Here is a 24629-nt window from a genome sequence, read left to right on the forward strand (position 1 = left end):
CGCTAAGTTTTTTTATAATGAACGATTTGGCGATTCATTTGTATTTGATAATTCGTTATATTAACTTAAGTTTCAACTACTTCTGTAATTTTTACCGAATCATTGTTATAAATGAAATAACAAGAATAACCGCAAGAAACTATGAATCACGAAATATCAGCCGAATGGCTTACCATAGAGAAAGTTGAGGAGATACTCAACTCTCACGCCTCACTCTCGCTCTCTGACGACGCAAAGGAGCGCATCAAGAAGTGCCGCAAATATCTTGACGAGAAGATGGAGTCGCAGACCGAGCCTATCTACGGCATCACTACCGGTTTTGGTTCGCTGTGCAACATATCTATCGACCGCGAGGCACTGTCGCAGCTTCAGAAAAATCTTGTCATGTCGCATGCCTGCGGGCTTGGCGAACGTGTGGCTCCGCAGATAGTGCGTCTGATGCTTCTGCTCAAAATCCAGTCGCTCTCCTATGGCAACTCGGGTGTGCAACTGGCCACTGTGCAGCGTCTGATTGATTTCTATAACGCCGACATACTTCCTGTCGTGTTCAGTCAGGGCTCACTCGGTGCGTCGGGCGACCTTGCACCGCTCGCCAACCTCAGCCTTCCTCTGCTCGGTCTTGGCGAAGTGATGTGGCACGGCCACATTATCCCTGCCTCCGAGGCTCTCGACAATATGGGCTGGCGTCCTATCGAGCTCCAGTCAAAGGAGGGTCTTGCCCTGCTCAACGGCACACAGTTCATGTCGGCCCACGCCACCGACGCGCTCATCAAGGCTCTGCGTCTCAGCCGTCAGGCCGACAAGATTGCCGCCATGTCGCTTGACGCTTTCGACGGCCGTCTCGAACCGTTTGGCGATGAGGTCAACCGCATACGTCACCACGAGGGTCAGATCGAGACCGCCCGCGTGATGCGTGAATATCTTGAGGGCAGCGAGATTGCAGTCCATCCCAAGAAGCATGTGCAGGATCCCTATTCGTTCCGCTGCATACCTCAGGTGCATGGCGCGGTCAAGGACACAATAGCCTATGTCAAGGGCAAGATTGAGGACGAAATCAACAGTCCTACCGACAATCCGACCGTGTTTCCCGACAGCGACCTCATCGTGTCGGCCGGCAATTTCCATGGCGAACCGATAGCTCTGCCGATGGATTTCCTTGCTGTGGCTCTCGCCGAACTGGCCAATATCTCCGAGCGTCGCATCTATAAGCTCATTTCGGGGGCGCGTTCGCTTCCGTCGTTCCTTGTGGCCAAACCCGGACTCAACAGTGGTTTTATGATACCTCAGTATGCCGCCGCATCCATCGTAAGCCAGAACAAGGGGCTCTGCTGGCCGGCAAGTGTCGACTCCATACCTTCGTCGCAGGGTCAGGAAGACCATGTGTCGATGGGCTCCAACTCAGCCACCAAACTGTTGCGTGTGGCTGACAACACCGAGCGCGTACTGGCTATCGAGCTGTTCAATGCCGCCCAGGCTCTCGAATTCCGCCGTCCGTTGAAGTCTTCGCCTGTAGTCGAGGAGTTCCACGATGCTTTCCGTCGTGAAGTTCCGTTTATCCAGAACGATACGGTGATGTATACCTACATCGAGAAGGCTGTGCAGTTTCTGCGCCAGGCATAATATGTGATAATAACTAATATACAAGAAGTTAGAGGAGGCTATAAAGTGTTGTCTTGACTTTATGACTCCTTTAACTTTTTAAATAAAGGATACAATATGCTGTTAATCAGAAATATCGGAGCCATAGTCGGTGTGCGCCACGAAGCCGGCAAGGCCCTGCGTGGTAGTGAGATGGACGCTCTGCCCGTGCTTCATGACGCGTGGCTGGCCGTGGAGGGTGAGAGGATTCACTCCTATGGTCAGATGTCGGAGTGCCCGGCCATGGAGTGTGAGACTATCGATGCATGCGGACGCTGGCTCTTCCCGTCGTTTTGCGACTCGCACACCCATCTGGTCTTTGCCGGCAGCCGGGAGCGGGAGTTTGTCGACAAAATCAATGGCTTGAGTTATGCCGAGATAGCCGCACGAGGCGGTGGCATACTCAATTCAGCCGACAGGCTGCACGAATATAGCGAGGACCGCCTGTATGACGAAGCATCTTCGCGTATACGTGATATAATATCGTTTGGCACAGGTGCCGTGGAAATCAAGAGCGGCTACGGACTCACTCTAGACGATGAGCTCAAGATGCTGCGGGTCATAGCACGCATACGTCAGGATTTCCCGCTCGCCGTACGTTCGACATTTCTCGGTGCACATGCTGTAGGCCGTGCTTTTGAGGGGCGTCAGGACGAGTATGTCGATCATGTGTGCCGTGAGATGCTCCCGGCAGTGGCGGCCGAAGGGTTGGCCGATTATGTCGACGTATTCTGTGAGCAGGGATTTTTCACTGTCGGGCAGACAGACAGGATTTTTAATGAAGCCGCCCGTTATGGCATCACTCCGCGTCTGCATGCCAATCAGCTTCATTGCTCGGGCGGAGTGCAGGTGGGTGTGGCCCACGGAGCCGCTTCGGTCGACCATCTTGAAAATATCGGACAGGCCGAGATTGAACTTCTGGCCGTGTCGCCTACGATAGCTACAGTTTTGCCGGGCGCATCGTTTTTCCTTAACATGTGTCATGCTCCGGCTCCAGAACTAATAAAGGCCGGGGCTGCCGTTGCCATAGCTTCGGATTATAATCCCGGTTCATCTCCATCGGGCGACATGCGTTTCATGTCATCGCTTGGATGTATACAACTGCGCATGACGCCTGAGCAGTCGTTCAATGCCTCGACGCTCAACGGTGCCGCCGCTATGGGACTTGCCGCCGACTATGGCTCGATAACTCCCGGCAAAGTGGCGTCATTCTTCCTCACCAAACCGCTTACTTCTGCGGCTTATATGCTCTACTCCTATACCGAACCGGTCATTGAAACAGTCTATCTTAAGGGTATTGAGTATAGAGTTTAGAGCTTAAAGTTTAGAGAGTTTATAAAGTTTATAAAGTTTATAAAGTTTAAACGATATACTCTCTAAACTTTCTAAACTCTCTAAACTTTAAACTCTTCTTCTTGCCTGGAAGAAACGGCGGGTGAAGAAGTAGAGCAGCAACGCGCCTGAAGTCTGTGATGCGGCCGTAAACCAGAAAGCTGTCGAGTAGCCGGCATATTCCACAAGTATGCCACCAAGGAGTATGCCTACACCCATGCCGAGGTCCCATGAAGTGAGTATTGACGAGTTGGCTGTGCCGCGCTGGTCGTGGCGGGCAACGGAGATAAACATATTGAGAAAGGCCGGAAACATTCGTCCGTTGCCGAGACCGATGAGCAAGGCCGACACATAAAATGCCCACACACCAGGAGCGATAGCAAAGAGTGTGAAACCTACAGCCGAGATACACGCGCCTTCGAGAGCATTTTCGGTCAGGCGACCTTCGCGTAGAGATTTCGCGCCATACAGACGTGATGCGAACAGACCACCCGAAAGCAGTGCGAAAAATATGCCGGTGCCATCGGTTATACCCATCACTTCTTTACCATATATGGCCACATAGTTGCTCATTACGCCCCAGCAGATGCTGAACAGGAATATATTGATGGCCATGAGCCATGCGCGTGTGAGAAAAAAGTGGTCCATGCTCAGATGAGGTTTACCCTCCACAGGTGTGCGGGCCGGGAGTCTGATGGCCGTCGAGCAGTAAAAACCTAAGAAAGCCACAGCGAGCGAAATCCAGAACAGCAGTGTGAAATCACCTGTGGCACCATATATCCATATGCCCGCCGAAGGTGCTATCGCCATGGCCAGATTGTTGCTCAGTCCATAGTAGCCTATGCCTTCGTTGCGTCGCGAGGAGGGTAATACGTCTATAGCCACCGTACTGTTGGCCACCGTTGTGGCTCCGAAGGGGATGCCGTGGATGGTGCGCACGATGGCAAACATCAGCAGCGTGCCGGCTCCGATGTAGCCCGTAAAACATATGAAAAAAGTAAAGAAGCAGAGCATCAACACTTTCTTGCGGTTGAAGCTGTCTACGATAAATCCGCTGAACGGGCGGATGATGAGTGCTGCGACTACATAGCCCGACAGCACAAGCCCTATCATATCCTTGTCGGCTTTAAACTGAGAGTCGAGATAGATGGGGAGTAAAGGTGTGAGTAGGTAAAACGAAAAAAACAGCATGAAATTACCTGCCATCGCCTTGCAGTATTCGCGGTTCCACAGCCGCTCTAATTTCTCGTCCATATCACTATGAATTTTTGTGACTGCAAAGGTAGTGTTTTTTTGACTTACAGCCAAAGTGTGTCCGTAAAGATACCTGCACACCGATACAAGACGAGGCCGAATCCTGACGTTGTTATCATTCAGGACTCGGCCTCTTGCTATTTTATCAAATCTATCTTTATCGGATAGCTAATGTTATAGTCATTGTTACCGGGGGCATACACATTGACGCGTCGCATGCCTGATATTTAACTTTACATACGACCTCGCCGTCGCCGTTGCCCTTGATGCGCTGGCGGAATGCTCCGTTGCCGGTGTAATAGGTCGTTGCTGTCGACGAAGGGGTGGGGGTGGGAGTGACGAGCGAGCCCGATTTCTCATAATCCTCCGGAAGTTCTATGCTCACTTCGGTCGGGATAAACGGGTCTTCATCGGCCACATAGGCATAGGTGTGGAAACCTTCGTGTACGGTCATGGTGATGACCACGTCTTTCATACCGCCGGGAGCATCGACGATTTCGGCTTTCAGTGCCACAGGATTGTTGCGGTCTGTGTCACCGGCCGGAGCGACTGGAGCAGTGTTTTCAGGCTGTGCAGGAGCGGTAAGCACCGAGTAGTCGTTGCCGGGCACCGAGGGGTCGAGTGTGTCGACAAGCCACAGCCATCCGCCGCTTTCGCTGAAGAACATACGGTCGCGGTTGGCATCGAGCCACGCCTTCCACTCGGCGGGTGTTGCGAAGCGGCACAGTGTGTAGCGTTCAAGCAGTGTACGACCGGTCACGGCGTCATCACCACCTTTTTCGAGTAGTTCGACAGCCTTGTCGAGCAGACGTATGTCATTGTTGGCAATGCCGAGCGCGCGGGCCTCCTGGTCGATTTCCAGACTGTAGCCCTCGTTGCTGTCGGCGCGGAAATATGGACGGTTTTTGTCATAATAGCGTGCATACTCGGCCTCATCTTCGCCAAACACTTTGTATAGTTCCGGATTGCGTCCCTTGAGGTATTCCGAGAAGGGCACGGACTTGGGTTTGGGAATTGCCGGAAATTGCAGGTGCATCATCTCTGCGGGCGAGAGCTCTTCACCGGCGGCCTGTTTGGCAGTGATGGCACGTTTGGCACTGTCCATCATGAGATAATATTTCATGTTTACGGCCTCCATCTCTTTCCAGCAGGCACGCGACATGGTGTATTTCGACGCAGTTGCAGCGTCACGGGTTGCTATGCCTTCGTTGAGTTTGCGGGCTATGATGCGTTTGCCTTTGAAGTCCTTCATGTAGACAATCGCGTTGGCGAGTGCGGCCTTGGCCGGCTCGGTGAGGTCGGAAGGCTTGGCTGCAAATCCCCAGTGGAAAAAGTTGCCGTGACGTCCGATGGCCACAGCATCGATGCTTTTGGCACACAGTCCGCCCGATATTACCTCGGCTTCGGGCGAGTCGGTGTAGCCCCAGGGGCGCGACACCATGCCTATGCGCTGGCCGTTCTCAAAACCGCCGTTTTTGCTCACCATCCACATTTCGGTCTGCTCGGGGAGGGTGTAGCCATACATCGGAGCGTATTCTTTGGCGTTGTCGGGAGTGGGACGCATCTCCGACACGATGTTTACTTTGAAGGGGCCGTTAAATACCGGGTGGTCTTTTTTCCATCCGAGCGCGTAATTGTCGAGACAGAGGCAAAACCAGTCATTTTTGTTTCCCAGCGAGCGGCCGATATTTTCGCTTGCCTCGGCGATACATATCACGGCGTCGTCAAAATCGTCGGGCAGATAGGCAGCTTTTTCATAGCGGATGACGCGTCCGTTCTCGTCGCGCTCCATCACTTCGGGCCTGAGCACAGCCGGCTTGCCGTCAAATACAGTCACATCATAGGCCTCTGACATTTCGGGCCTGTAGTCCTTGCCGTCGATGGCGGTGACTTTGGTAAAACGCTGTTTGAGAAAGCGTGTGAAGTCGGCAGCGCGCTCCTTGGCCGATTTGGCCACTTCGGCCGGATCGGCCGGCATACCGCCCATTGTATTGAAGTCAGGTGAGCCGCCCACATAGAGCACACTCACTTTTTCTTTGGCCGAGATGCCGATGACACATGCACACACCACGGCTATTAAAACTGATAGATACCTTTTCATAAAAATAACAATGTCACTTATGCGTCCTTACGGACTTGATTATAACGTATTATTCAGCGAAAATCTCGGCGAGTTTGGCGTCGAGTTCCTCCTCGCCGTCAAAGCGGCCTACCATGTTGCCCTCGGCATCGATGATAAACTTGGAGGGGATATACTGGATGGCGTAGTTGTCGGCGTTGTTGACGGGCTGGTCGTAGATGTTGACATACTTCTCCATGCCCATGCCGCTGTTGGCGATATATTCTTTCCAGGGCTCTTCGCTGCGGTCGAGCGACACGGCGAGCACCTCGAGGCCCTTGCCGTTATACTTCTCGTAAACCTCCTTGACGTGGGGGAGCGAAGCGCGGCAGGGACCGCACCAAGTGGCCCAGAAGTCAACGAGCACTACTTTACCCTTGAGGCCCGAGAGGCTTACCTCGTTGCCGTCCTGGTCTTTGCCGGTGATATCGGGAGCCTTTGCGCCGGGCTGGATATTCTCGAGTGCGGCGATATATTTGGCTGTGGCTTCGTCGGCAGCCTGCACTTCGGGAGTCCAGGCGTTATAGATTTCCTTGATTTCGTCGAGACTCATGTTGCTCTTGAGGCGCGACATCACTACGGGAGCGTAGAGCGAAGAGGTGTGGGTCTTTACAAAGTTGACCTGAGCGTCCTTCACCTGATTCATCAGGGCGGTGTACTTCTGCTCGAGTTCGGCCATGGCCACAGAGTCGCCCTGAGCGGCGGCAAACTGCTCGCGCATGGGGATGAGCTGATCGTAAACCTCCTTCTGGATAGCGTTGAGCGAGTCCATCTCCATAGTGAGGGGCGAGCCGGTGATTTCGGCGTTGCTGTAATCCTCGCCGGTGAGGGCCACGGTGATATTGCCGGGCTCTACCATGAGCTGACGCACCTTCTCGTTCATGTAGGTGATGGGGCCGCGGCTGATGTAACCCAGCTTGGGAGTGGCGAGTGAGCCGGCAAATGAGAATGCGCCATTGGCCACAACGCAGCTGTCCTTGTAGGTTGAGTCGTTTGACACCATGCAGGCGAAATAGATGGTCTCGCCGTCGGGGATGTCGGTGGTACCGTTGATGGTATACTCGGTCGAAGGCTGGGAGTTGCATGCACACATGATGGCGAGCGCACCCATACCGAGAATTGATAATTTGTTCATTACGATAATGTTAAAAAATGATTGGATAGTTTAGTTGAGCCTTGTCCGTGAGGGCATAAGTGACATTGTGTTGTTTGAATAAGGTTATCTGACTGCAAAGATACTACTTCTTTGAAGTTTAAAGAGTTTAAAATGCTTAAAAAAGTTAAGAATTAAGCCTCTTTACATACCTTTTTGACACAACTTTTCAGAACAGTTCCTCGAGTATTCTGTCGAGCTCCTCATCCTTGTCGATTTTGCATATCACGGTGCCGTCGGCCGCTATCAGATATTTTGTCGGAAGATAGTGCACGGCATATTTCGCACTCTGGTCGCCCGAGCGGTCAAAGCCTGTCATTTTTCCGTTTTCGTCAGTCTGTGTCTTCAGGCCGCGGAGTATGTTGTGATATTTTTCCATACCCTCCTCGACAATGACTTTTTTCCACTCGTCGGATGAAGAGTCGTTGTCGGCTACGCAAAACACTTCAAAACCCTTGTCGTGATATTTCTCATAGAGCTTCCTGACGTGGGGCAGGGCAGCACGGCAGGGACCGCACCATGTGGCCCAGAAATCCACAAGCACCACTTTGCCTTTGAGGTCGCTGAGACGTATCTCTTTACCGTCGGGGTTGATGCCGATGAGGTCGGGTGCCATGTGGCCCGGTTGTGTGGCCTCGAGAGCTGCAAGCTCCTCGCCGACACCCTCGGCCGCGGCCTGCACTTCGGGGGTGAGACCTTCGTAGACGGCTTTGAGCTCGGGATAGTTCATGCGGCCGCAGGTCATGACCAGAAGTGAGGCGGAGTGATATGACGACGGATGATTCTTAATGAAATCAATCGTGATTTTTTCATACTCTTTCCCCAGCGAGTCCGACTCGGCTGCGAGGGCCTTTCGGTCTTCATCGTCGGTAGCCGAAGCCATGGCGGCGCGTATGCCGGCGATGCGTTCGGTGACAGGGGCGGTCAGACGGTCATACTCCGTCATATCGTCCTGTGTCGCGGAACCACTGAACACCGCGTCAGAAAAATCATCGGCTTTAAGACCTGTCACTGTCATCTCGGCCGGCTCGAAATAGGCGTTTGCCTGGGCCTTGTTGTTCCAGTCGGGCACACCGAAATACACCACACCTCTTACTGGGCGGTCGATTGTGCCCGTGAAAGTGAAGGTGCCGTCGGTTATGACTGTGCTGTCGGTCACGGCCGAGTCTCCGGCATAGTAAGTCAGATAGATGGTGCGTCCGTCGGCTCCCTCGATGTCGCCTTTGAGGTCAAACTGGTTGGCCGGATGCGAAGTGCATGCTCCTAACACGGCTAATGAGCCGAGGGCAATAATGGATAATTTTTTCATAAAGATTGATAGTAAATGGTGGGTCGGAAAAAGTCGTGATGACACTTTCTCCGACACACCGTCGTTTTTTTAGTTCAGATATGGAGTAAAGTTAGGATTATTGTTGATTACATTCTGAGGTATCGGGAACACCCACAGTTTTGAGTCGGGAGTCAGAGACATGTTGATGCCGCATATGGTGCGGGTGAAAGTCTCCTTATAGTCGTCGAGGCGGTTCCAGCGTTTGCGGTTGATGAAGTTCCACACCGAGAATATGCCCTCGGCATGAGCTGTGGTCTTGAGATGCGTTATTGCTGTGGCCTTGTCGCTTACAGTTCCCTGGAGCGGTGCATATGCGGCGGGATTGATGCGGTTGGCGCGGATGGCGTCGAGATAACCCATGGCATCGTCATAACGGTTGTTGTCGATGGCGTTTTCGGCGAGTATCAGATACATCTGCGGGGTGCTAAGGCCGATGGTGGGCCATGACGAGGTGAGATCATAGGTCATGGTGTAGCCGGGCACGCCGAGCATCATCAGCGACGGGTCCATGCCCATCGGAGCGTAAGCTTTGTTCATGGTGTTGAAGTGGTCGCGCACGGCGTGTCCGTTCTCCATCAAGTCCCATGTGGGATAGGATGTGAAGAAGTTGATGTCATCGGTGCTGAAATAGTCCTCGGGACACTCCATCTTCTTACGGAATATCGACTTATAGCTTCCGCCAACAGGGTCGGCTGTGTCGACAAGCATATTGTTGTAGTTGGCTACAGTGCTGTTGACATTGAGCGCGTTCTGAGCCTCGGCAGCCGCACGCCCGGGCTCCTGCATGGACATGAGAGCGATGGCTTTGACGGCATACGCGCTTGCGAGACCGAAACGCATACGGTTGAGCGGCATCTCGGGGAGTGCGTTGAGGCTCAGGGCCGCATCGATGTCGGCGATAATATTGGTGTAATATTCCTCAAGCGATACAGGCACTGTAGGCTGCTTGATATCCTGGTCCTCCTTGACATAGGCGAGAGCCATAGTGTTGGCTGCCGTGGCCTTGTCATAGGCGGGAGCGAATTTCTGCACCGCGAGATAGTGGAAGTAGGCGCGTATAACGTAAGCCTCGGCCTTGATGGCAAGACGGTCGGTGTCCGAGCCGCTTGCATCGTCGATTTTTGCGAGGATGGGGTTGGCTATGCGCCCGATGTATTCGTAGCATGATGCATAGTAGCTGTCGGAGGCGATGAGTTCGGGCAGCTCTTTGTCGTGACCGGCTTCATCCCAGCCGGCAAGGATTGAAAATTTGGTCTTGACCACCGGTTGGAGCAGAGTGCTCAGAGTGCTGGTGGCATATATCACATCACCGCACACTTGCTGCATGTCAGTTACATTGACAGAATATTCGGCATTGAGCAGCAGCTCGAGGTCGGCTGTGCTTGAGAGTAGATTTTTGCCTTTGGGGTCAATCTCGGTGAAGTCGGCGCATGAGGTCATCATCATCGCTCCGGAGAGCATGCCTATGGCTATATGTTTGATTTTCATAATGTAAACTTTAAGCGTTAAACGTGTAAACTCCCCGATCAGAGATTAAGGTTAAGACCTACCATATAGGAGGCGGGGTTACGTATGCCAAGTGTCTCGGGGTCTACGCCAAGGTCGTTGGCTGTCCAGAGTGCCTTGGGATTGTTGACCTGGAAGCGGACGGTCAGCAGGTTGACGCCGAATCGACGGGTCCAGCCTTCGGGCAACGTGTAGCCCAGGACGAGGTTGCGGAGTTTGAGGAACGAGGCGTCATGCACGGCATTGTTGGCATATGTAGTTTCACTTCCGAGAGATCTTGATGCGTATTTGCCGAGACCGGGGATAGATGTCGGATTCTCAGGTGTCCATGCATTATTGAAATATGAAGCGATAGGTGCATAAAAGCTGCTTGCAAATATTTCGGATTGCGGCAGACAACGCATCTTGTGGCCTCCGTAGTAGGCGAGCACAAATCCGAGGCTCAGGCCGTTCCATTTGAATGTATTGTCGACACCTACGATATATTTGGGATCGGATTGACCTGAAAACTCGAGTATATCGACGCTTTTACCTGATGCATTGTGTGATGTGCCGCCGTTCTCTACATAAAACAGTGTCTGACCCTCGGTGCCGGGATCGCTTGAGATGCCGGCAAATCGATAGCTCCACAATGCGTTGACGGGATAGCCTTTCTTGTAGGGAGTGGAGATAAGACGATAGGCTGAGGTGGCGTCGTTTTCCACATCGATCACTTCATTCTTGTTGTAGGTGAATGTCACGCTTGTTGTCCAAGAGAAATCGCTGCGCGAGCGGGGTACAAACCAGTCATAGGAGGCTGCTATTTCAAGACCGCGGTTGCGGATGGAGGCGGCGTTGGCCACGATGGAGGTGAAGCCTGTTGTCGGGTCGAGATTCATGCCGTTGAAAATGTCCTTGCCTATTTTGTTGTAAAAGTCGATGTTGCCGCGCAGACGGTAATTGAACAGGCTGAAGTCGAGACCTACGTTGGTGGTGCGGTTCTGCTCCCAGCGCAGGTCGGGGTTGGCCGGAGAGGTCACGGTGCCGTAGGGCACATTGGTAGTGCTGTTGATCGAGCCGGCCGATGCGGTCATTACCGATGTGGCTCCCTGATAGATGTTGCCTGTCACACCGTAGGAGAAGCGCAGCTTGAGGAATGAGAGCCATGGAGCCATGTCGTGCACAAAGTCCTCATTGTGTATGTTCCAGCCCGCGCCTACCGACCACAGCGGTTTGCCGCGGAATTTTGAGTTGAGGCCGAAGACGTCGGCATAGTCCTTACGGAACGAGCCAAACACATTGTATTTCTCGTCATAGGTGTAAGTGGCGTTGGCATAGCCGGAGCCGTAGCGGTGACGCACCTCAGGCACGAGCCCCATGCCGTCGCGGAGATAGGGGTTGAAGGCAAACTGTGAGCAGGGAAATCCTCCGTCGGAGGCCATGAACAGGAGACTGTTTCTCATCTGGCTCATGGTGCCGAAGTCGACGGTGTGGGTCGAGCTTGATTGCAATTGTTCGTCATATCCGAGCACGAGCGACTTGGTGCCCTTGTATTTGGTCTCGCGGAACTCCAGACCGGCTATGGCTGCGATGTCGTGGCGGCCGAATGTGCGCGAGTAATTGAGCTGGCCGCGGGCGGTCCAGTAGTTGCCGGTGCTTTCGTTGGTCTGGAGGAAACCGCCCGAGCGGGGTGTCATATAATCGATTTTGCCGTCTTTCATGTAGGCAAATGCGTTGCGCAGCGTGCGTGAGGCGTGGCTCTGCTCGTTGGCGAGGTGCTGCTCGTTGCGCTCGTCCACTTCGTAGATAAACTGTGCGTTGGCTGTCAGGCCGGGTATGATGCGGAAGAGCAGGTCGGCGTGATAGCGCATGTTCTGGCGGCGGTTGGTCTGGGTGTTGTCATACATCTCGCTCACTGCGTCCACTCCGAGGTCATGCATGCCTTCACCGGGGTCCCAGTAACGTGTGCCGCTATACCAGGGATACTGTTTCGCGATGCTGCCGTCTTCATTATAGAATGAATAATAACCGGCATAGGCCCAGGGATTGCTGGCACTGCTGTTGTAGTCATAGCCATATTTGCGTGAGGTCGAATAGATGGAGTTGATCGACACTGTGGCGGTGAGCCATTTGGCCAGATCAAACGCGCCCTTGTATGACACGTTGAGCCATTCTTCCTTGTGGTTGATGATGCCGCTGTTGTCGCGCTTGTAGTTGAGCACCACATTGTTGCGCGACTTGTCCGACGAGCTGCGCAGGGCAAGGTTATATTGCTGTATCACCTGGCGGCGATAGATGTTGTCGGCATAGTCCTGTGCATAATTGTTTTGCGCGAAGGCTGCTTTATGACGGTCGAGTTCTTCTCGCGAGAAGCTGTTGGTGGCATACTGATAGTAGGCATATTCAAGAGGTGTTATCGAGTAGGAGGTGCCTTTCTTGATATCGGTGGCGAAACTCTCGAGATTTCTCACGGGATCATTGTTGTAGGCGGGGTCGTTGACAAAATACTTCCACTCCAGATATTCGCTCTCAGCCTTGATATGCTCCTCGGGAGTCATGTAGAAGTTGTCGTGATAGTCCATGTTTTTGTTCTCATACCATGTTACGTTGGCCGAGAAGTCGATGTCTATTTTACCTTTCTTTTTGGCGTTTTTGGTTGTCACGACAATAATGCCGTTTGCCGCGCGTGCGCCATAGATGGCCGATGCCGATGCGTCTTTCAGCACATTGACACTCTCGATGTCGTAGGGGTTGAGGTCGTCGATGTCACCCTCGATGGGCAGACCGTCCACCACGAGCAGCGGGGCGGTCGAGCCGCCGAGTGTGCCCACGCCACGGATAATGGGCTTGCCTCCGTAGGTCGACAGACCGGCCACGCGTCCCTCGAGATTGTCGAGAAGGTTGAGTGTGTAGCGTTCGTCGAGCTTGTCGGCACTGATAGTGGTCACCGAGCCGGTCATCTTCTCCTTCTTGATGTCCTGATAGCCGGTCACCACCACCTCGCTCATCATCGTGACGTGGGTCTCGAGATTGAAGCGGATATTGTTCTGGTTTTTAGGAGTCACTTTGATTGATGCGGGTTTCATGCCGACAAATATGGCCGATACCATAGGGTTGAGGGCCTGGACATTCTTGAGCGTGAAGTGTCCGTCGGCATCCGAGACGGTGATGTTGGTGGTGCCGTCGATCATGACGGTCGCACCGGCCAACGGCTCGTTTTCTTCCGCATCCCATACTATGCCCTTGATGTCGCCCTGCACATAATCGACGTTGATGTTGGGGCGTTTGAGCACCACGGTCTTGTCGACCACTTCGTAGCCGAGCAGCATGTTGACCGACAGCACGCGGTTGAGAAGCTGCTCGAGTGTCAGCCCCGTGTAGTTGCACGTTACGGGACTCTTGGCCTCTTTCAGAAGCTCTTTCTGATACACGAAGTCCATGCCGGTCTCCTGTTTGAGCGCGTTGATTACCGCCTCGGGAGTGGCCTTGTCAAACTTGGCGTTGTACGAGCGCGCCGCAAGGTCGAGCGGCACAAGCATCGTCACTGCCAGCAGAAGGGCTAATAGTACTTTTTTCATTGTGTAAAAAAAATGATTGGTGAGTAATGTGTAAAGGTTAGTTTCGTTTTTATTGCGACGATATTATCACTTTGCCGTCGCGGGTGGTGAAGCGCAGTCCTCCGCTCATCTCTATGATGGATATGGCCGAGGCAAAGTCGGCATAGCGCGGGATGCTGCCCATGAAGACTATCTGTGCCACTTCGGGCGACTCAAATTCATACTCGAAATCATACCATCGGCTCAGGTCGCGCATGATGCTCGAGAGAGGCTGTTCCTCAAACACAAACCGTCCGTGTCGCCACCCGGCTATTACCTGCGGGTCGACGGTGCGCATGTTGAGTCGGTTGTCCTCGCGGCTGAGCATGGCCTGGTGGCCGGGTGAAAGCAGCACTTCACCCGAGGGGATGTCGGCGCGGGTGACGGCTATGGAGCCACGCTCGAGTGTGGTGTAGACATATGGGTCATCGGCATAGGCGCGCACATTGAATTCTGTGCCGTATACCCTCACCGTAAGTTTGTCGGTTTCGACATAGAAGGGGCGTTTCTCGTCACGCTTTACGGCAAAATAGGCTTCGCCCGTCACGTGCACGCGTCGCTCGGTGGGACTGAACACTTCGGGATAGCTGAGGGTCGACTCAGAGTTGAGCCACACCTCGGTGCTGTCCTCGAGTATGATTTTAAACTCTCCGCCGCGCGGCACGTCGAGACACAGTTGGCGCGGGGCCTCCACCTGACAGTTTTGTGCGAGTATCATCCGGCTGCCATGCACTCCGGCGGTGTCGGAGGCCGAGAGAGTAAGTGTCTCGCCCGATGGAGCTATGAGTCGGGCGCGGGTGGTGCCCGGGGCTATCTCCACGAGGCTTGAAGGTCCGTCGGTTGTGGCGGCTATCTCTGTGGGGACGGAAGTGGAGATGTCGGAGCGGTTATATATAATAAATGTGGCGGCAATGCCTGCTATTACGGCTATCATCGCGGCTATCGAGAGCACGCGCATGACGCGACTGCGGCGCACGGCCGAGATGCGTTGCTGCATGTCGGCCATCGGACGCTCCGTCCTGACCAGTGTCCTGCGTCCCAACTGGCGTGACACGTAGTCGGGGTCGGCCATACGGGCGAGCAATGCGCGGCGGTCGGGGTCATCGCCGGCCCATTGTTCGAGAGTCTGCCGCTCCTCGGGAGTGATGCGGCCTATCGAAAGACGGTATAGTAGAGATGCTATCGGATCCATTGTTTTTTCGTGTTGTATTGATAAAAGGCGATAGGGTGCAAAAAGTATATCAAATTTTTACATTATTTTTCGCTTTTTTGGTAAATTGTTGTTTCACGCTTGCTTTTCGGGATTATTTCGTTAAATTTGCAGTGTGTATGATTACGATTACATATATAAATCATTCATAGCCGGCAATGTCAGGCCGTTCTATGAGGATTTGTATCCGGGTCTGCTCGTATATGCCTCGCGTCAGCTCGGTGATGAGTTGTCATATCTTGCCGAGGATTGTGTGCAAGATGCCGTGATGAGTTCTTTCACCGAGCGTCGCCGTCTCAAATCGTCGCCGGCATGGTATGCCTACATACTCAAATGTATTTATCACAGTTCGATAGCTCTGATCAGAAAGCATCGCTCGCGCAACAACTATCTTGACAGCGGAGATGTCTCGCACGTGGCCCCCGGTCTGGATGTAGCCATGCTTGAGCAGGAGACGCTCGACATGCTTTATGCAGCCATCGAGTCGCTTCCGCCACGTTATCGCGAGGTGTTGAGGCTCAGTTATCACGACGGACTTAAAAATGCCGAGATAGCCGAGCGGCTCGGTGTGGCTGAGATCACTGTCAAGAAGTGGAAGGCCGGCATACTCGTAATGTTACGTGAACAGCTTGGTGAAATTACCCCTCCCGATTGTGTATTGTATTCATTGTTAGGTTGTTATTTCGCTGCGGCTTCCTGACAGACATTAGAGTGGGGGGTGGTGTCAACTTTTAGGCGGGCTTAATTGTTTAACTTATGTTAAAGCAATTAAGGCCATGAACAATTCTCACGTTACAACTACTCAGCCTGCCGACAAGCATCATACTCCGCGCATTCTCACGGTCATGAATCTAATTGTGCTTGTGCTCTCCGGACTGCTTATATTTTTCATCTCGGTCGACACATTCGAGGAGGTCAACTTTCTGGAAAACCATCAGTATATGGTGTTTCAGTTTTGGGTGTGCATATTTTTCATGATAGACTTTTTTGTCGAACTGGCCTATACCTCCGACAAACTCGGTTTTGTCAAGCGGCGCATGGCGTTTCTGCTTCTATCCGTCCCCTATCTCAACATCATCAACATGACCGGCATGCACCTGTCGGGCGACGTGCTCTACTTTGTCCGTTTCATCCCCCTTGCGCGCGGAGCCCTGGCCATGTCGATAGTCATAGGCTACCTGTCGAGCAACGCCGTCACGAGTCTGTTTATGTCATATCTCGTGATACTGCTGATGATTACCTACTTCTGTTCACTCATATTTTTCGACATGGAGCAGCCCTATAATCCCCAGGTCAAGACCTATTGGTCGGCACTCTGGTGGTCGTTCATGAACATGTCGACTGTCGGATGTGACATATCGCCCGTCACTGTTCCCGGCAAAATCGTAGCCGTGGTGCTCCCAATTATGGGCATGGTCATCTTTCCGCTCTTCACCGTCTACCTCACTAACTACGTGCAGCGTAAAGCCAAATTCATTTGAATTTGCTCTTCGAGCAAAGGTTATAAGGTTATGAGGTTATGAGGTTATAGGGTTATGAGGCGATGGTTGCCCATTGGCCTCATCAGACTCATAGGCCCCCAAACTCCCTCCCCATCAACTCCGACCTGACTAATTGTCTGATTGCAAAAAATTTCGTAACTTTGCACCTCGAAATTTTTTGCTCCACTATGATAGCTGTAAATAACTTAGGTATACAATTTGGTAAGAGGGTATTGTTTCAGGATGTTAACCTGAAATTCACCCCGGGTAACTGCTACGGTATAATCGGTGCCAACGGTGCCGGCAAGTCGACTCTCATGCGCATACTCAGCGACCAACTGACCCCGACTCACGGCAATGTGACACAGGGTCCCGGCGAGCGTATGAGCGTGCTTGAACAGGACCACTTCAAGTTTGATGACTGTACGGTCATCGAGACAGTGCTCCGCGGCCACACCGTGCTCTGGGACATAATGCAGGAAAAAGATGCCCTCTATGCCAAGGAAGATTTCACTGACGCCGACGGCATACGTGCCTCCGAACTTGAGGAACGTTTCGCCGAGCTCGAGGGATGGAACGCCGAGAGCGAGGCCGCCGCGCTGCTCAGCGGTCTGGGCATACGTGAGGACAAGCATTACACCCTCATGCGCGACATGAGCGGTAACGAAAAGGTGCGTGTGCTTCTGGCCAAGGCCCTCTTCGGCAACCCCGACAACCTGCTGCTCGACGAGCCCACCAACGACCTTGACCTCGAGACTGTGGCTTGGCTTGAGGATTATCTCTCCAAGTTTGAAAACACCGTGCTTGTGGTGAGTCACGACCGTCACTTCCTCGACTCGGTGTGCACCCACACTCTCGACATCGACTATAACAAACTTACACTTTTTGCCGGCAATTACAGCTTCTGGTATGAATCATCGCAGCTCGCTCTGCGTCAGCAGCAGCAGGCCAACAAGAAGGCCGAGGAGAAACGTAAGGAACTCCTCGAGTTTATACAGCGTTTCAGTGCCAACGTTGCCAAGTCAAAGCAGACCACTTCGCGTAAGAAGATGCTCGAAAAGCTCAATGTCGAGGAGATTCAGCCCTCGTCGCGCCGCTATCCGGGCATCATATTCACCCCCAACCGCGAGCCGGGCAACAAAATACTCGAAGTCAAGGGGCTCTCGGCAAGCGTCGACGGCGAGGTGCTCTTCAGCGACGTGAATTTCCAGATTGAGAAGGGTGACAAGATTGCCTTCCTCAGCCATGACCCCCGTGCCATGACCGCGCTCTTCGAGATTATCACCGGCAACCGCAAGGCCGACGCCGGCACGTATGAATGGGGCCAGACCATCACCACCGCCTATCTGCCTCTCGACAATACGGCGTTTTTCAACACTGACCACAATCTCGTCGACTGGCTGTCGCAATACTCGTCTGACAACTCCGAAATCTACCTCAAAGGATTCCTCGGCAAGATGCTCTTCTCGGGCGAAGAGGTGCTCAAAAAAGCATCCGTGCTTTCCGGTGGCGAAAAGATGCGCTGCATGATAGCCCGCATGATGATGACCGATGCTAACACCCTTGTGCTCGACTCGCCCACCAACCACCTCGACCTTGAGTCGATACAGGCTTTCAACAATACACTCCAGGGTTTCAAAGGCAATATCCTCCTTTCGAGCCACGACCACGAGTTTATACAGACTGTATGCAACCGCATCATCGAGCTGACACCCAAGGGCACCATCGACAAGCTCATGGACTATGACGATTACATCACCGACGCCAAAGTCCTTGCCGCCCGCGAAAAACTCTACTCATAACTCTTTGTCTTAAAAGAGATACAAAACTGACAAAAGTTTCAAACGAAACAAGTGCTTTTAATATGCCTAAGCCTTTGTTTCGTTTGAAACTTTTGTCGGTTTTGTATATGCCTGATTATAGTGCTATACGATATATTTCCGCAGTGTCATTGGCCTCGAGCGGTATGTATGCTCCGATTTTCGGGCCTTTGTTTTCATGCAGTTTTTTCACCATCACGGGAATGTCCTCCTCTTTCACTCCAAACTCTCCGAGGCGTGACGGCAGCCCGAGCGAGGTGAAAAATTCTCTCAGACGCTCTATGCCATCCATAGCCGCGGTCATGTCATCGTCGGCAGTCACATCGAGTACGCGTCGGGCCAGTTGAGCCACTTTGGCCGGATTGCGTTGTGCCACATAGGTCATCCATGCGGGCACCATGACGGCCAGTCCGGCCCCGTGGGCCACCTCGGGATAGAGCGCGCTCACCTCATGCTCCATGAAGTGTGACGACCAATCTTCGGCACGTCCCGTGCCGCACAGTCCGTTATGAGCCAGCGTGCCGCTCCACATTATGTTGGCGCGGGCATCATAGTTGTCGGGCGTCTCGAGTGCTTTGGGTGCCTCGGTCATGATGGCTTTGATCAGCCCTTCGGCCACACGGTCGGTCACCTCCACCTCGGGAGTGGGGGAGAAGTAGCGTTCGAAGATGTGAATCATCATGTCGCACACGCCGCATGCGGTCTGATAGGGCGGAAGCGTGAATGTCAGTTCGGGGTTGAGGCACGAGAACTTGGGGCGCAGAGCCATATCCGTGCGCAGCGAAATCTTTTTCATGCCGTTGCGGTGGGTTATCACAGAGTTGCCGCTTCCCTCGCTTCCGGCAGCCGGGATGGTGAGCACGACACCTATGGGCAACGCTTTCTCCACTACGGTCTTGCCCGCATAGAAGTCCCAGAAGTCTCCGTCATACACTATGCCTGCGGCAATGGCCTTGGCTGTGTCGATGGCCGAACCTCCGCCAACGGCTATTACACCGTCCACGCCGGCAGAGCGTCCCGCCTCGATGCCTTCATACACTTTTTCGTCATCGGGATTGGGCTGTACGCCACCCAGTTCGGTAAACTTTATACCCTCCTCGGCAAGTGAGGCTTTCACGCGGTCGAGCAGTCCGCTACGCACCACGCTTCCCTTGCCATAGACAAGAAGCACATTGGTCATGCCGTGGGTTTTGGCCTGTCGTCCGGTCTCATCCTCGGCTTTTCTTCCGAAGATATATCGGGTAGGGGTGATATATGAGAAATTGTTCATGATAAATAATTATGTTTTTTCGGTAACGATTGTTTCCCGCAAAAATAGCGAAAATAATCATATCACCTCCACTCAAAACAAAAAACTTTCACGTCTTCCCGACTTCAGGTCTCTCATTCCGCAACCACCCTCGCAGCTCGGTTGTTTATATATCAAGTAAGCATCCAACTAACAAAAACCTCTTTCCTATGGCTTATAAGATAGAACAAATCGAGGGTATAGGCGAGTCATATGCCCGCAAACTCGAAAGTATCGGTATCTCAACCACCGAACAGTTGCTGACTGCGTGTGCCAAGAAGTCGGGTCGCGAGAAGGTAAGCGAGCAGACAGGCATCAGCGAGAAACTGATACTGAAATGGACCAATCACGCCGACCTATTCCGCATCAAGGGCGTGGCCGGACAGTTTGCCGAACTCCTCGAGGCTGCCGGCGTGGACACTGTCAAGGAATTTCGTCATCGCGTGGCCGCCAACCTTTATCCGCGGCTTGTCGAGGTAAACGGGCAGAAACACCTCTGCGGACGTGTGCCCTCCGAGACTGAGCTTGCAGGCATGATAGAGCAAGCCAAGGAGCTTCCCCCGATAGTGACATATTGATTGCCCGTGCGGCTTCCCGGAATGATATTTCCGGCCCGGATGACGCACAAAAAAAGATTCAAAAGAGACAATGGTCTGTAACTGTTACAGCCTTTGTCTCTTTTGAATCTTTTATGCGTCAGCGCGGCGCGGGAGCATTGCTCTTCACATCACGCTTCGGTGGATTATTCTCCGTCAGAGAGTATCTCAAGCATCTTGATGGCCGACACGGGAATACGTGTGCCGGGACCGAAGATAGCTGCGACGCCCGCTTTGTAGAGGAAGTCATAGTCCTGAGCGGGGATTACACCGCCGGCAGTCACGAGGATGTCCTCGCGGCCGAGTTTCTTGAGCTCCTCAATTACCTGCGGGATGAGAGTCTTGTGGCCGGCGGCGAGCGACGACACTCCGAGGATGTGGACGTCATTCTCCACAGCCATGCGGGCAGCCTCGGCCGGAGTCTGGAACAGCGGACCCATGTCGACGTCAAAGCCGCAGTCGGCATAGCCTGTGGCCACAACCTTGGCTCCGCGGTCGTGTCCGTCCTGACCCATCTTGGCAATCATGATACGGGGCTGACGGCCTTCGCGTTTTGCAAACTCCTCACACATCTGCTGGGCCTTGATAAAGTCGGGGTCCTGCTTGGTCTCTGATGAATACACGCCTGAAATAGTTCTGATTACTGCTTTGTAACGGCCTACGATTTCTTCGCAGGCATCTGAAATCTCTCCGAGGGTTGCGCGCACGCCGGCTGCCTTGACTGCAAGGTCGAGGAGGTTGCCCTCCTTGGTGCGTACACATTCGGTGATGGCCTCGAGGGCCTTCTTGACGGCTGCTTCGTCGCGGTGCTCCTTGAGGTCAACGAGACGGGCCACCTGGTCTTTTCTCACCTCGGTGTTGTCGATTTCGAGGATATCGATGGGATCTTCGTGGTCAAGACGATACTTGTTGATGCCCACGATGGTCTGACGGCCCGAGTCGATGCGGGCCTGGGTGCGGGCCGAAGCCTCCTCGATACGCATCTTGGGCAGACCGCTCTCGATAGCCTTGGCCATGCCGCCGAGCTTCTCGATTTCCTGGATGTGCTCCCATGCGCGGTGAGCTATCTCGTTGGTGAGAGCCTCCACGTAGTATGAGCCGCCCCACGGGTCGACCTGCTTGGTCACCATGGTCTCCTCCTGGATATATATCTGGGTGTTACGTGCTATACGTGCCGAGAAGTCGGTCGGGAGTGCGATAGCCTCGTCGAGTGCGTTGGTGTGGAGACTCTGGGTGTGGCCGAGAGCCGCGCCCATGGCCTCGATACATGTACGGCCTACGTTGTTGAAGGGGTCCTGCTCGGTGAGCGACCAGCCCGAGGTCTGAGAGTGGGTGCGCAGTGCGAGCGACTTGGGATTCTTGGGATTGAACTGCTTGACAATCTTGGCCCACAGCAGACGTGCGGCACGCATCTTGGCCACCTCCATGAAGTAGTTCATGCCGATAGCCCAGAAGAACGACAGACGGGGTGCGAAGGCGTCGATGTCGATGCCGGCGTTGACACCTGCGCGCAGATATTCCAGACCGTCGCAGAGGGTGTAGGCAAGCTCGATGTCGCATGTCGCGCCGGCTTCCTGCATGTGATAGCCCGAGATGGAGATGGAGTTGAACTTGGGCATGTTCTGCGAGGTGTACTCAAAGATGTCGGCGATGATACGCATCGAAAATTCCGGCGGGTAGATATAGGTGTTACGCACCATGAACTCCTTGAGAATGTCGTTCTGGATCGTACCGGCCATCTCCTCGAGTTTGGCTCCCTGCTCCAGACCGGCGTTGATGTAGAACGCGAGTACGGGCAGCACGGCTCCGTTCATGGTCATGGAGACGGACATCTTGTTCAAGGGTATACCCTCGAAGAGCACCTTCATGTCCTCGAGCGAGCAGATTGACACACCGGCCTTGCCCACGTCGCCTACCACACGCTCGTGGTCGGCGTCATAACCGCGGTGAGTGGCAAGGTCGAAGGCCACCGACAGACCCTTCTGACCGGCGGCAAGGTTGCGGCGGTAGAAGGCGTTTGACTCGGCTGCGGTCGAGAATCCGGCATACTGACGGATGGTCCAGGGGCGAAGGGGATACATCGCGCTGTACGGGCCGCGGAGGAAGGGGGGAATACCCGACACATAGTTCAGGTGCTCCAGACCTTCGAGGTCATCTTTGGTATATATGGGCTTGACGGGGATAAGCTCGGGGGTGAGCCACTCTTCCCCCTGTGTCTCGGGGACGTGACGGTCGCCGAAAGCGTCTTTTACAATGTCAATGTCTTTGAAATTGGGTTTCATATCTTATAGGGGATGGAATGGTTTACTTGTTGAGCAGACGGTTGTTGAAGTCACGCAGTGTCTCGAGCACATTGCAGCGCACGTGTACATAGTCGTTGATGCCCAGGGCCTTGAGATCGTCCATGCATGCGGGCGCACCGGCCACTACAAACTCGGCACGGCCGTCGAGATACTTGAACGCGGCGGGAGCATATTCGGCATACTCGTCATCGCTTGAGCAGAGCACCACGATGTCGGCACCCTTCTCGAGAGCGGCGTCCACGCCTTCCTCCACACTGTTGAAGCCGAGATTGTCGATAATCTCATAGCCGGCACAGCCGAAGAAGTTGCCCGAGAACTGGGCGCGGGCCAGACGCATGGCGAGATTGCCGATGGTGAGCATAAACACTTTGGGACGCTTGGCGGCTGCCTCGGTGGCCAGACGCAGGTCCTCAAAGTCGCTCGACGCGCGCTTGGTGGGAAGACCACCCTCGTTTTCGCAGCCATTTCCACCGTTGCATGTGCAGGGCACCGAGCCCTGAAGCTCTACAATCTTGTCGGCTGCCATCTCGTTGACGTTGGGATACTGGTTGGTGCCAAGGAGTATCTCCTTGCGCTTGGCCACGTCGGTGTGACGTTTTTCGGCACTTTCGCGCACGGCTTTCTGTACCTCTCCGTCATTGCAGCAAGCGAGAAATCCGCCCTTCTCCTCTACGTCGAGGAAGAGCTTCCATGCCTCCTTGGCGATAGCCATGGTGAGGGTCTCTACGTAATACGAACCGCCGGCGGGGTCGATTACTTTGTCAAGATGGCTCTCCTCTTTGAGCAGGTGCTGCTGGTTGCGGGCGATACGCTCTGAAAATTCGTCGGGAGTCTTGAACGGTGCGTCAAACGGAGTGACGGTTATCGAGTCGACACCTGCGAGAGCGGCCGACATTGATTCGGTCTGGCTACGCAGCAGGTTGACGTGTGCGTCATAGAGTGTCTGGTTGAAGCGCGAGGTGGTGGCGTGGGCCTTCATCTTGGCGGCACACTCACACTCGGGCTTGTACTGGGCCACAATCTGGGCCCAGAGCATACGGGCGGCACGGAATTTTGCAAGTTCCATGAAGAAGTTGCTCGATACGCCCATATTGAACTTGATGCGGCAGGCCACTTCCGATGCGTTGCGTCCGGCCTCGGTGAGCAGGCTCATCCAGTCGGCTCCGCAAGCCAGAGCATATCCGAGTTCCTGATATATGTATGCACCGGCGTTGCTGAGCATGTCGCTGTCAACTGCAAGCACGCGCAGGCCGCGCACGTCCTTGACGGCGTCGAGCAGTTCGCCGGCCATCTTCACGAGTTCGTCGGCTGCAAAAGCCGCGCCCTTGCGCAGAGGTTTCTTGAAGGGGTTGAAGTCGATGGAGCCTTTGAAGGTCTCGTCGGTGCCGTTCTCCTTCACATAAGCCACGAGGGCTTCGGCCAGAGGCAGAGCTTTTTTCAGGCAGCAACTGAAGTTGATTTCGACCTTGGCGGTGTCAATGCCGTTGAGCAGTGTGGCCACTGTCTCGGCTGTGGGTTCCTGCACCTTGAATCCGAGCGAAGTAACACCCTTGGTGAGCACGTCGAGTGCTATGCGGTTGGCTTCTGCGGGTGTCTCGGCGATAATTTCCTGGCGCACGAGCCAGTCATTATCGGTGCGGGTGCCGCGGAGATATGGATACTCTCCCGGCAGTGAGTTGGTGGTGGCAAGGTCTTCGATGTCTTCGAGCCTGTACATGGGCTGTACATTGAATCCCTCGTTGGTGCGCCACACGAGCTTTTTGTCAAAGGGAGCACCTTTCAGGTCAGCCTCCACTTTAGCTTTCCATTCTGCTGTGGAAATCGGAGGAAACTGGTCAAACAATTTTTCTTTTTTTTCTGCCATGATTTATGGTATTAATTCTCAGTCTGATATGTAAGGTGAAATCCTGCATTGTCCCACTCACTTGCTCGAGTAGGGACGCATCATTCCAATCTTGCAAGTTTTCAGATGCAAAGATAAAAGAATATTTTCTAATTAAAGAAATTTTTCCGTAAAAAACAGC

At 53.7% G+C, this 24629-nt stretch carries 16 protein-coding genes; 6 read left to right on the forward strand and 10 right to left on the reverse strand.

The genetic code is table 11. From position 1 onward, the window contains the following. Positions 1-141 precede the first annotated feature (141 nt). Positions 142-1620 carry a histidine ammonia-lyase gene (gene hutH / locus QGT73_RS04240; protein ID WP_280121560.1) on the forward strand — a complete coding sequence of 493 codons (1479 nt, stop codon included), beginning with the start codon at positions 142-144 and terminating at the stop codon, positions 1618-1620. A 96-nt stretch (positions 1621-1716) separates the two neighbouring features. Then, positions 1717-2952 (forward strand): imidazolonepropionase, encoded by a 1236-nt coding sequence (gene hutI, locus QGT73_RS04245; RefSeq protein WP_280121561.1) that lies wholly within the window; start codon positions 1717-1719, stop codon positions 2950-2952. Between the two features lie 87 nt (positions 2953-3039). Here the strand turns inward: hutI and QGT73_RS04250 are convergent, their stop codons facing one another. The 7 genes from QGT73_RS04250 to QGT73_RS04280 form a co-directional block, all read right to left on the reverse strand. Continuing rightward, positions 3040-4224 carry an MFS transporter gene (locus QGT73_RS04250; protein ID WP_341874106.1) on the reverse strand — a complete coding sequence of 395 codons (1185 nt, stop codon included), beginning with the start codon at positions 4222-4224 and terminating at the stop codon, positions 3040-3042. Between the two features lie 157 nt (positions 4225-4381). After that, a complete protein-coding gene (locus QGT73_RS04255; RefSeq protein ID WP_280121563.1) occupies positions 4382-6325 on the reverse strand; it encodes a protein-disulfide reductase DsbD domain-containing protein in 1944 nt (647 codons plus the stop codon). Between the two features lie 49 nt (positions 6326-6374). After that, positions 6375-7478: a TlpA disulfide reductase family protein gene (locus QGT73_RS04260; protein WP_280121564.1), complete on the reverse strand. Its 1104-nt coding sequence runs from the start codon at positions 7476-7478 to the stop codon at positions 6375-6377. 187 nt (positions 7479-7665) lie between these two features. Then, the gene (locus tag QGT73_RS04265; protein ID WP_280121565.1) at positions 7666-8805 is read right to left on the reverse strand and encodes a redoxin family protein; all 1140 of its coding nucleotides are present in this window, start codon (positions 8803-8805) and stop codon (positions 7666-7668) included. A gap of 69 nt (positions 8806-8874) precedes the next feature. Then, on the reverse strand, positions 8875-10314 hold the full coding sequence (locus QGT73_RS04270; RefSeq protein ID WP_280121566.1) for a RagB/SusD family nutrient uptake outer membrane protein: 1440 nt from the start codon (positions 10312-10314) through the stop codon (positions 8875-8877). Between the two features lie 38 nt (positions 10315-10352). Further along, entirely contained in the window at positions 10353-13889 is a 3537-nt protein-coding gene (locus QGT73_RS04275; RefSeq protein WP_280121567.1) for a SusC/RagA family TonB-linked outer membrane protein, read from the reverse strand. A gap of 49 nt (positions 13890-13938) precedes the next feature. Next, positions 13939-15099: a FecR family protein gene (locus QGT73_RS04280; RefSeq protein WP_280121568.1), complete on the reverse strand. Its 1161-nt coding sequence runs from the start codon at positions 15097-15099 to the stop codon at positions 13939-13941. Between the two features lie 133 nt (positions 15100-15232). Between QGT73_RS04280 and QGT73_RS04285 the strand changes: the two genes are divergently transcribed. The 3 genes from QGT73_RS04285 (at position 15233) to QGT73_RS04295 (ending at position 18400) form a co-directional block, all read left to right on the forward strand. After that, positions 15233-15817: an RNA polymerase sigma factor gene (locus QGT73_RS04285; RefSeq protein ID WP_280121569.1), complete on the forward strand. Its 585-nt coding sequence runs from the start codon at positions 15233-15235 to the stop codon at positions 15815-15817. Positions 15818-15893: 76 nt separating this feature from the next. Continuing rightward, a complete protein-coding gene (locus QGT73_RS04290) occupies positions 15894-16598 on the forward strand; it encodes a potassium channel family protein (protein ID WP_280121570.1) in 705 nt (234 codons plus the stop codon). Between the two features lie 188 nt (positions 16599-16786). Then, the gene (locus QGT73_RS04295) at positions 16787-18400 is read left to right on the forward strand and encodes an ABC-F family ATP-binding cassette domain-containing protein (protein ID WP_123616307.1); all 1614 of its coding nucleotides are present in this window, start codon (positions 16787-16789) and stop codon (positions 18398-18400) included. 115 nt (positions 18401-18515) lie between these two features. On the opposite strand, the gene QGT73_RS04300 is transcribed toward QGT73_RS04295, so the two are convergent. Beyond that, on the reverse strand, positions 18516-19688 hold the full coding sequence (locus QGT73_RS04300) for an iron-containing alcohol dehydrogenase (RefSeq protein WP_280121571.1): 1173 nt from the start codon (positions 19686-19688) through the stop codon (positions 18516-18518). 188 nt (positions 19689-19876) lie between these two features. On the opposite strand from QGT73_RS04300, the gene QGT73_RS04305 reads away from it, so the two are divergent. Beyond that, entirely contained in the window at positions 19877-20284 is a 408-nt protein-coding gene (locus QGT73_RS04305; protein ID WP_123616305.1) for a DUF4332 domain-containing protein, read from the forward strand. Between the two features lie 164 nt (positions 20285-20448). Here QGT73_RS04305 and scpA read toward each other — a convergent pair whose 3' ends face one another. Together scpA and mutA are read right to left on the reverse strand one after the other, a co-directional pair. Then, complete coding sequence (gene scpA / locus QGT73_RS04310) at positions 20449-22584, reverse strand: methylmalonyl-CoA mutase (protein ID WP_280121572.1); 2136 nt, start codon at positions 22582-22584, stop codon at positions 20449-20451. A 22-nt stretch (positions 22585-22606) separates the two neighbouring features. Then, a complete protein-coding gene (gene mutA, locus QGT73_RS04315) occupies positions 22607-24469 on the reverse strand; it encodes a methylmalonyl-CoA mutase small subunit (RefSeq protein WP_280121573.1) in 1863 nt (620 codons plus the stop codon). Positions 24470-24629 lie beyond the last annotated feature (160 nt).

This window comes from Duncaniella muricolitica, assembly GCF_910574735.1.
Lineage (GTDB): Bacteria > Bacteroidota > Bacteroidia > Bacteroidales > Muribaculaceae > Duncaniella > Duncaniella muricolitica.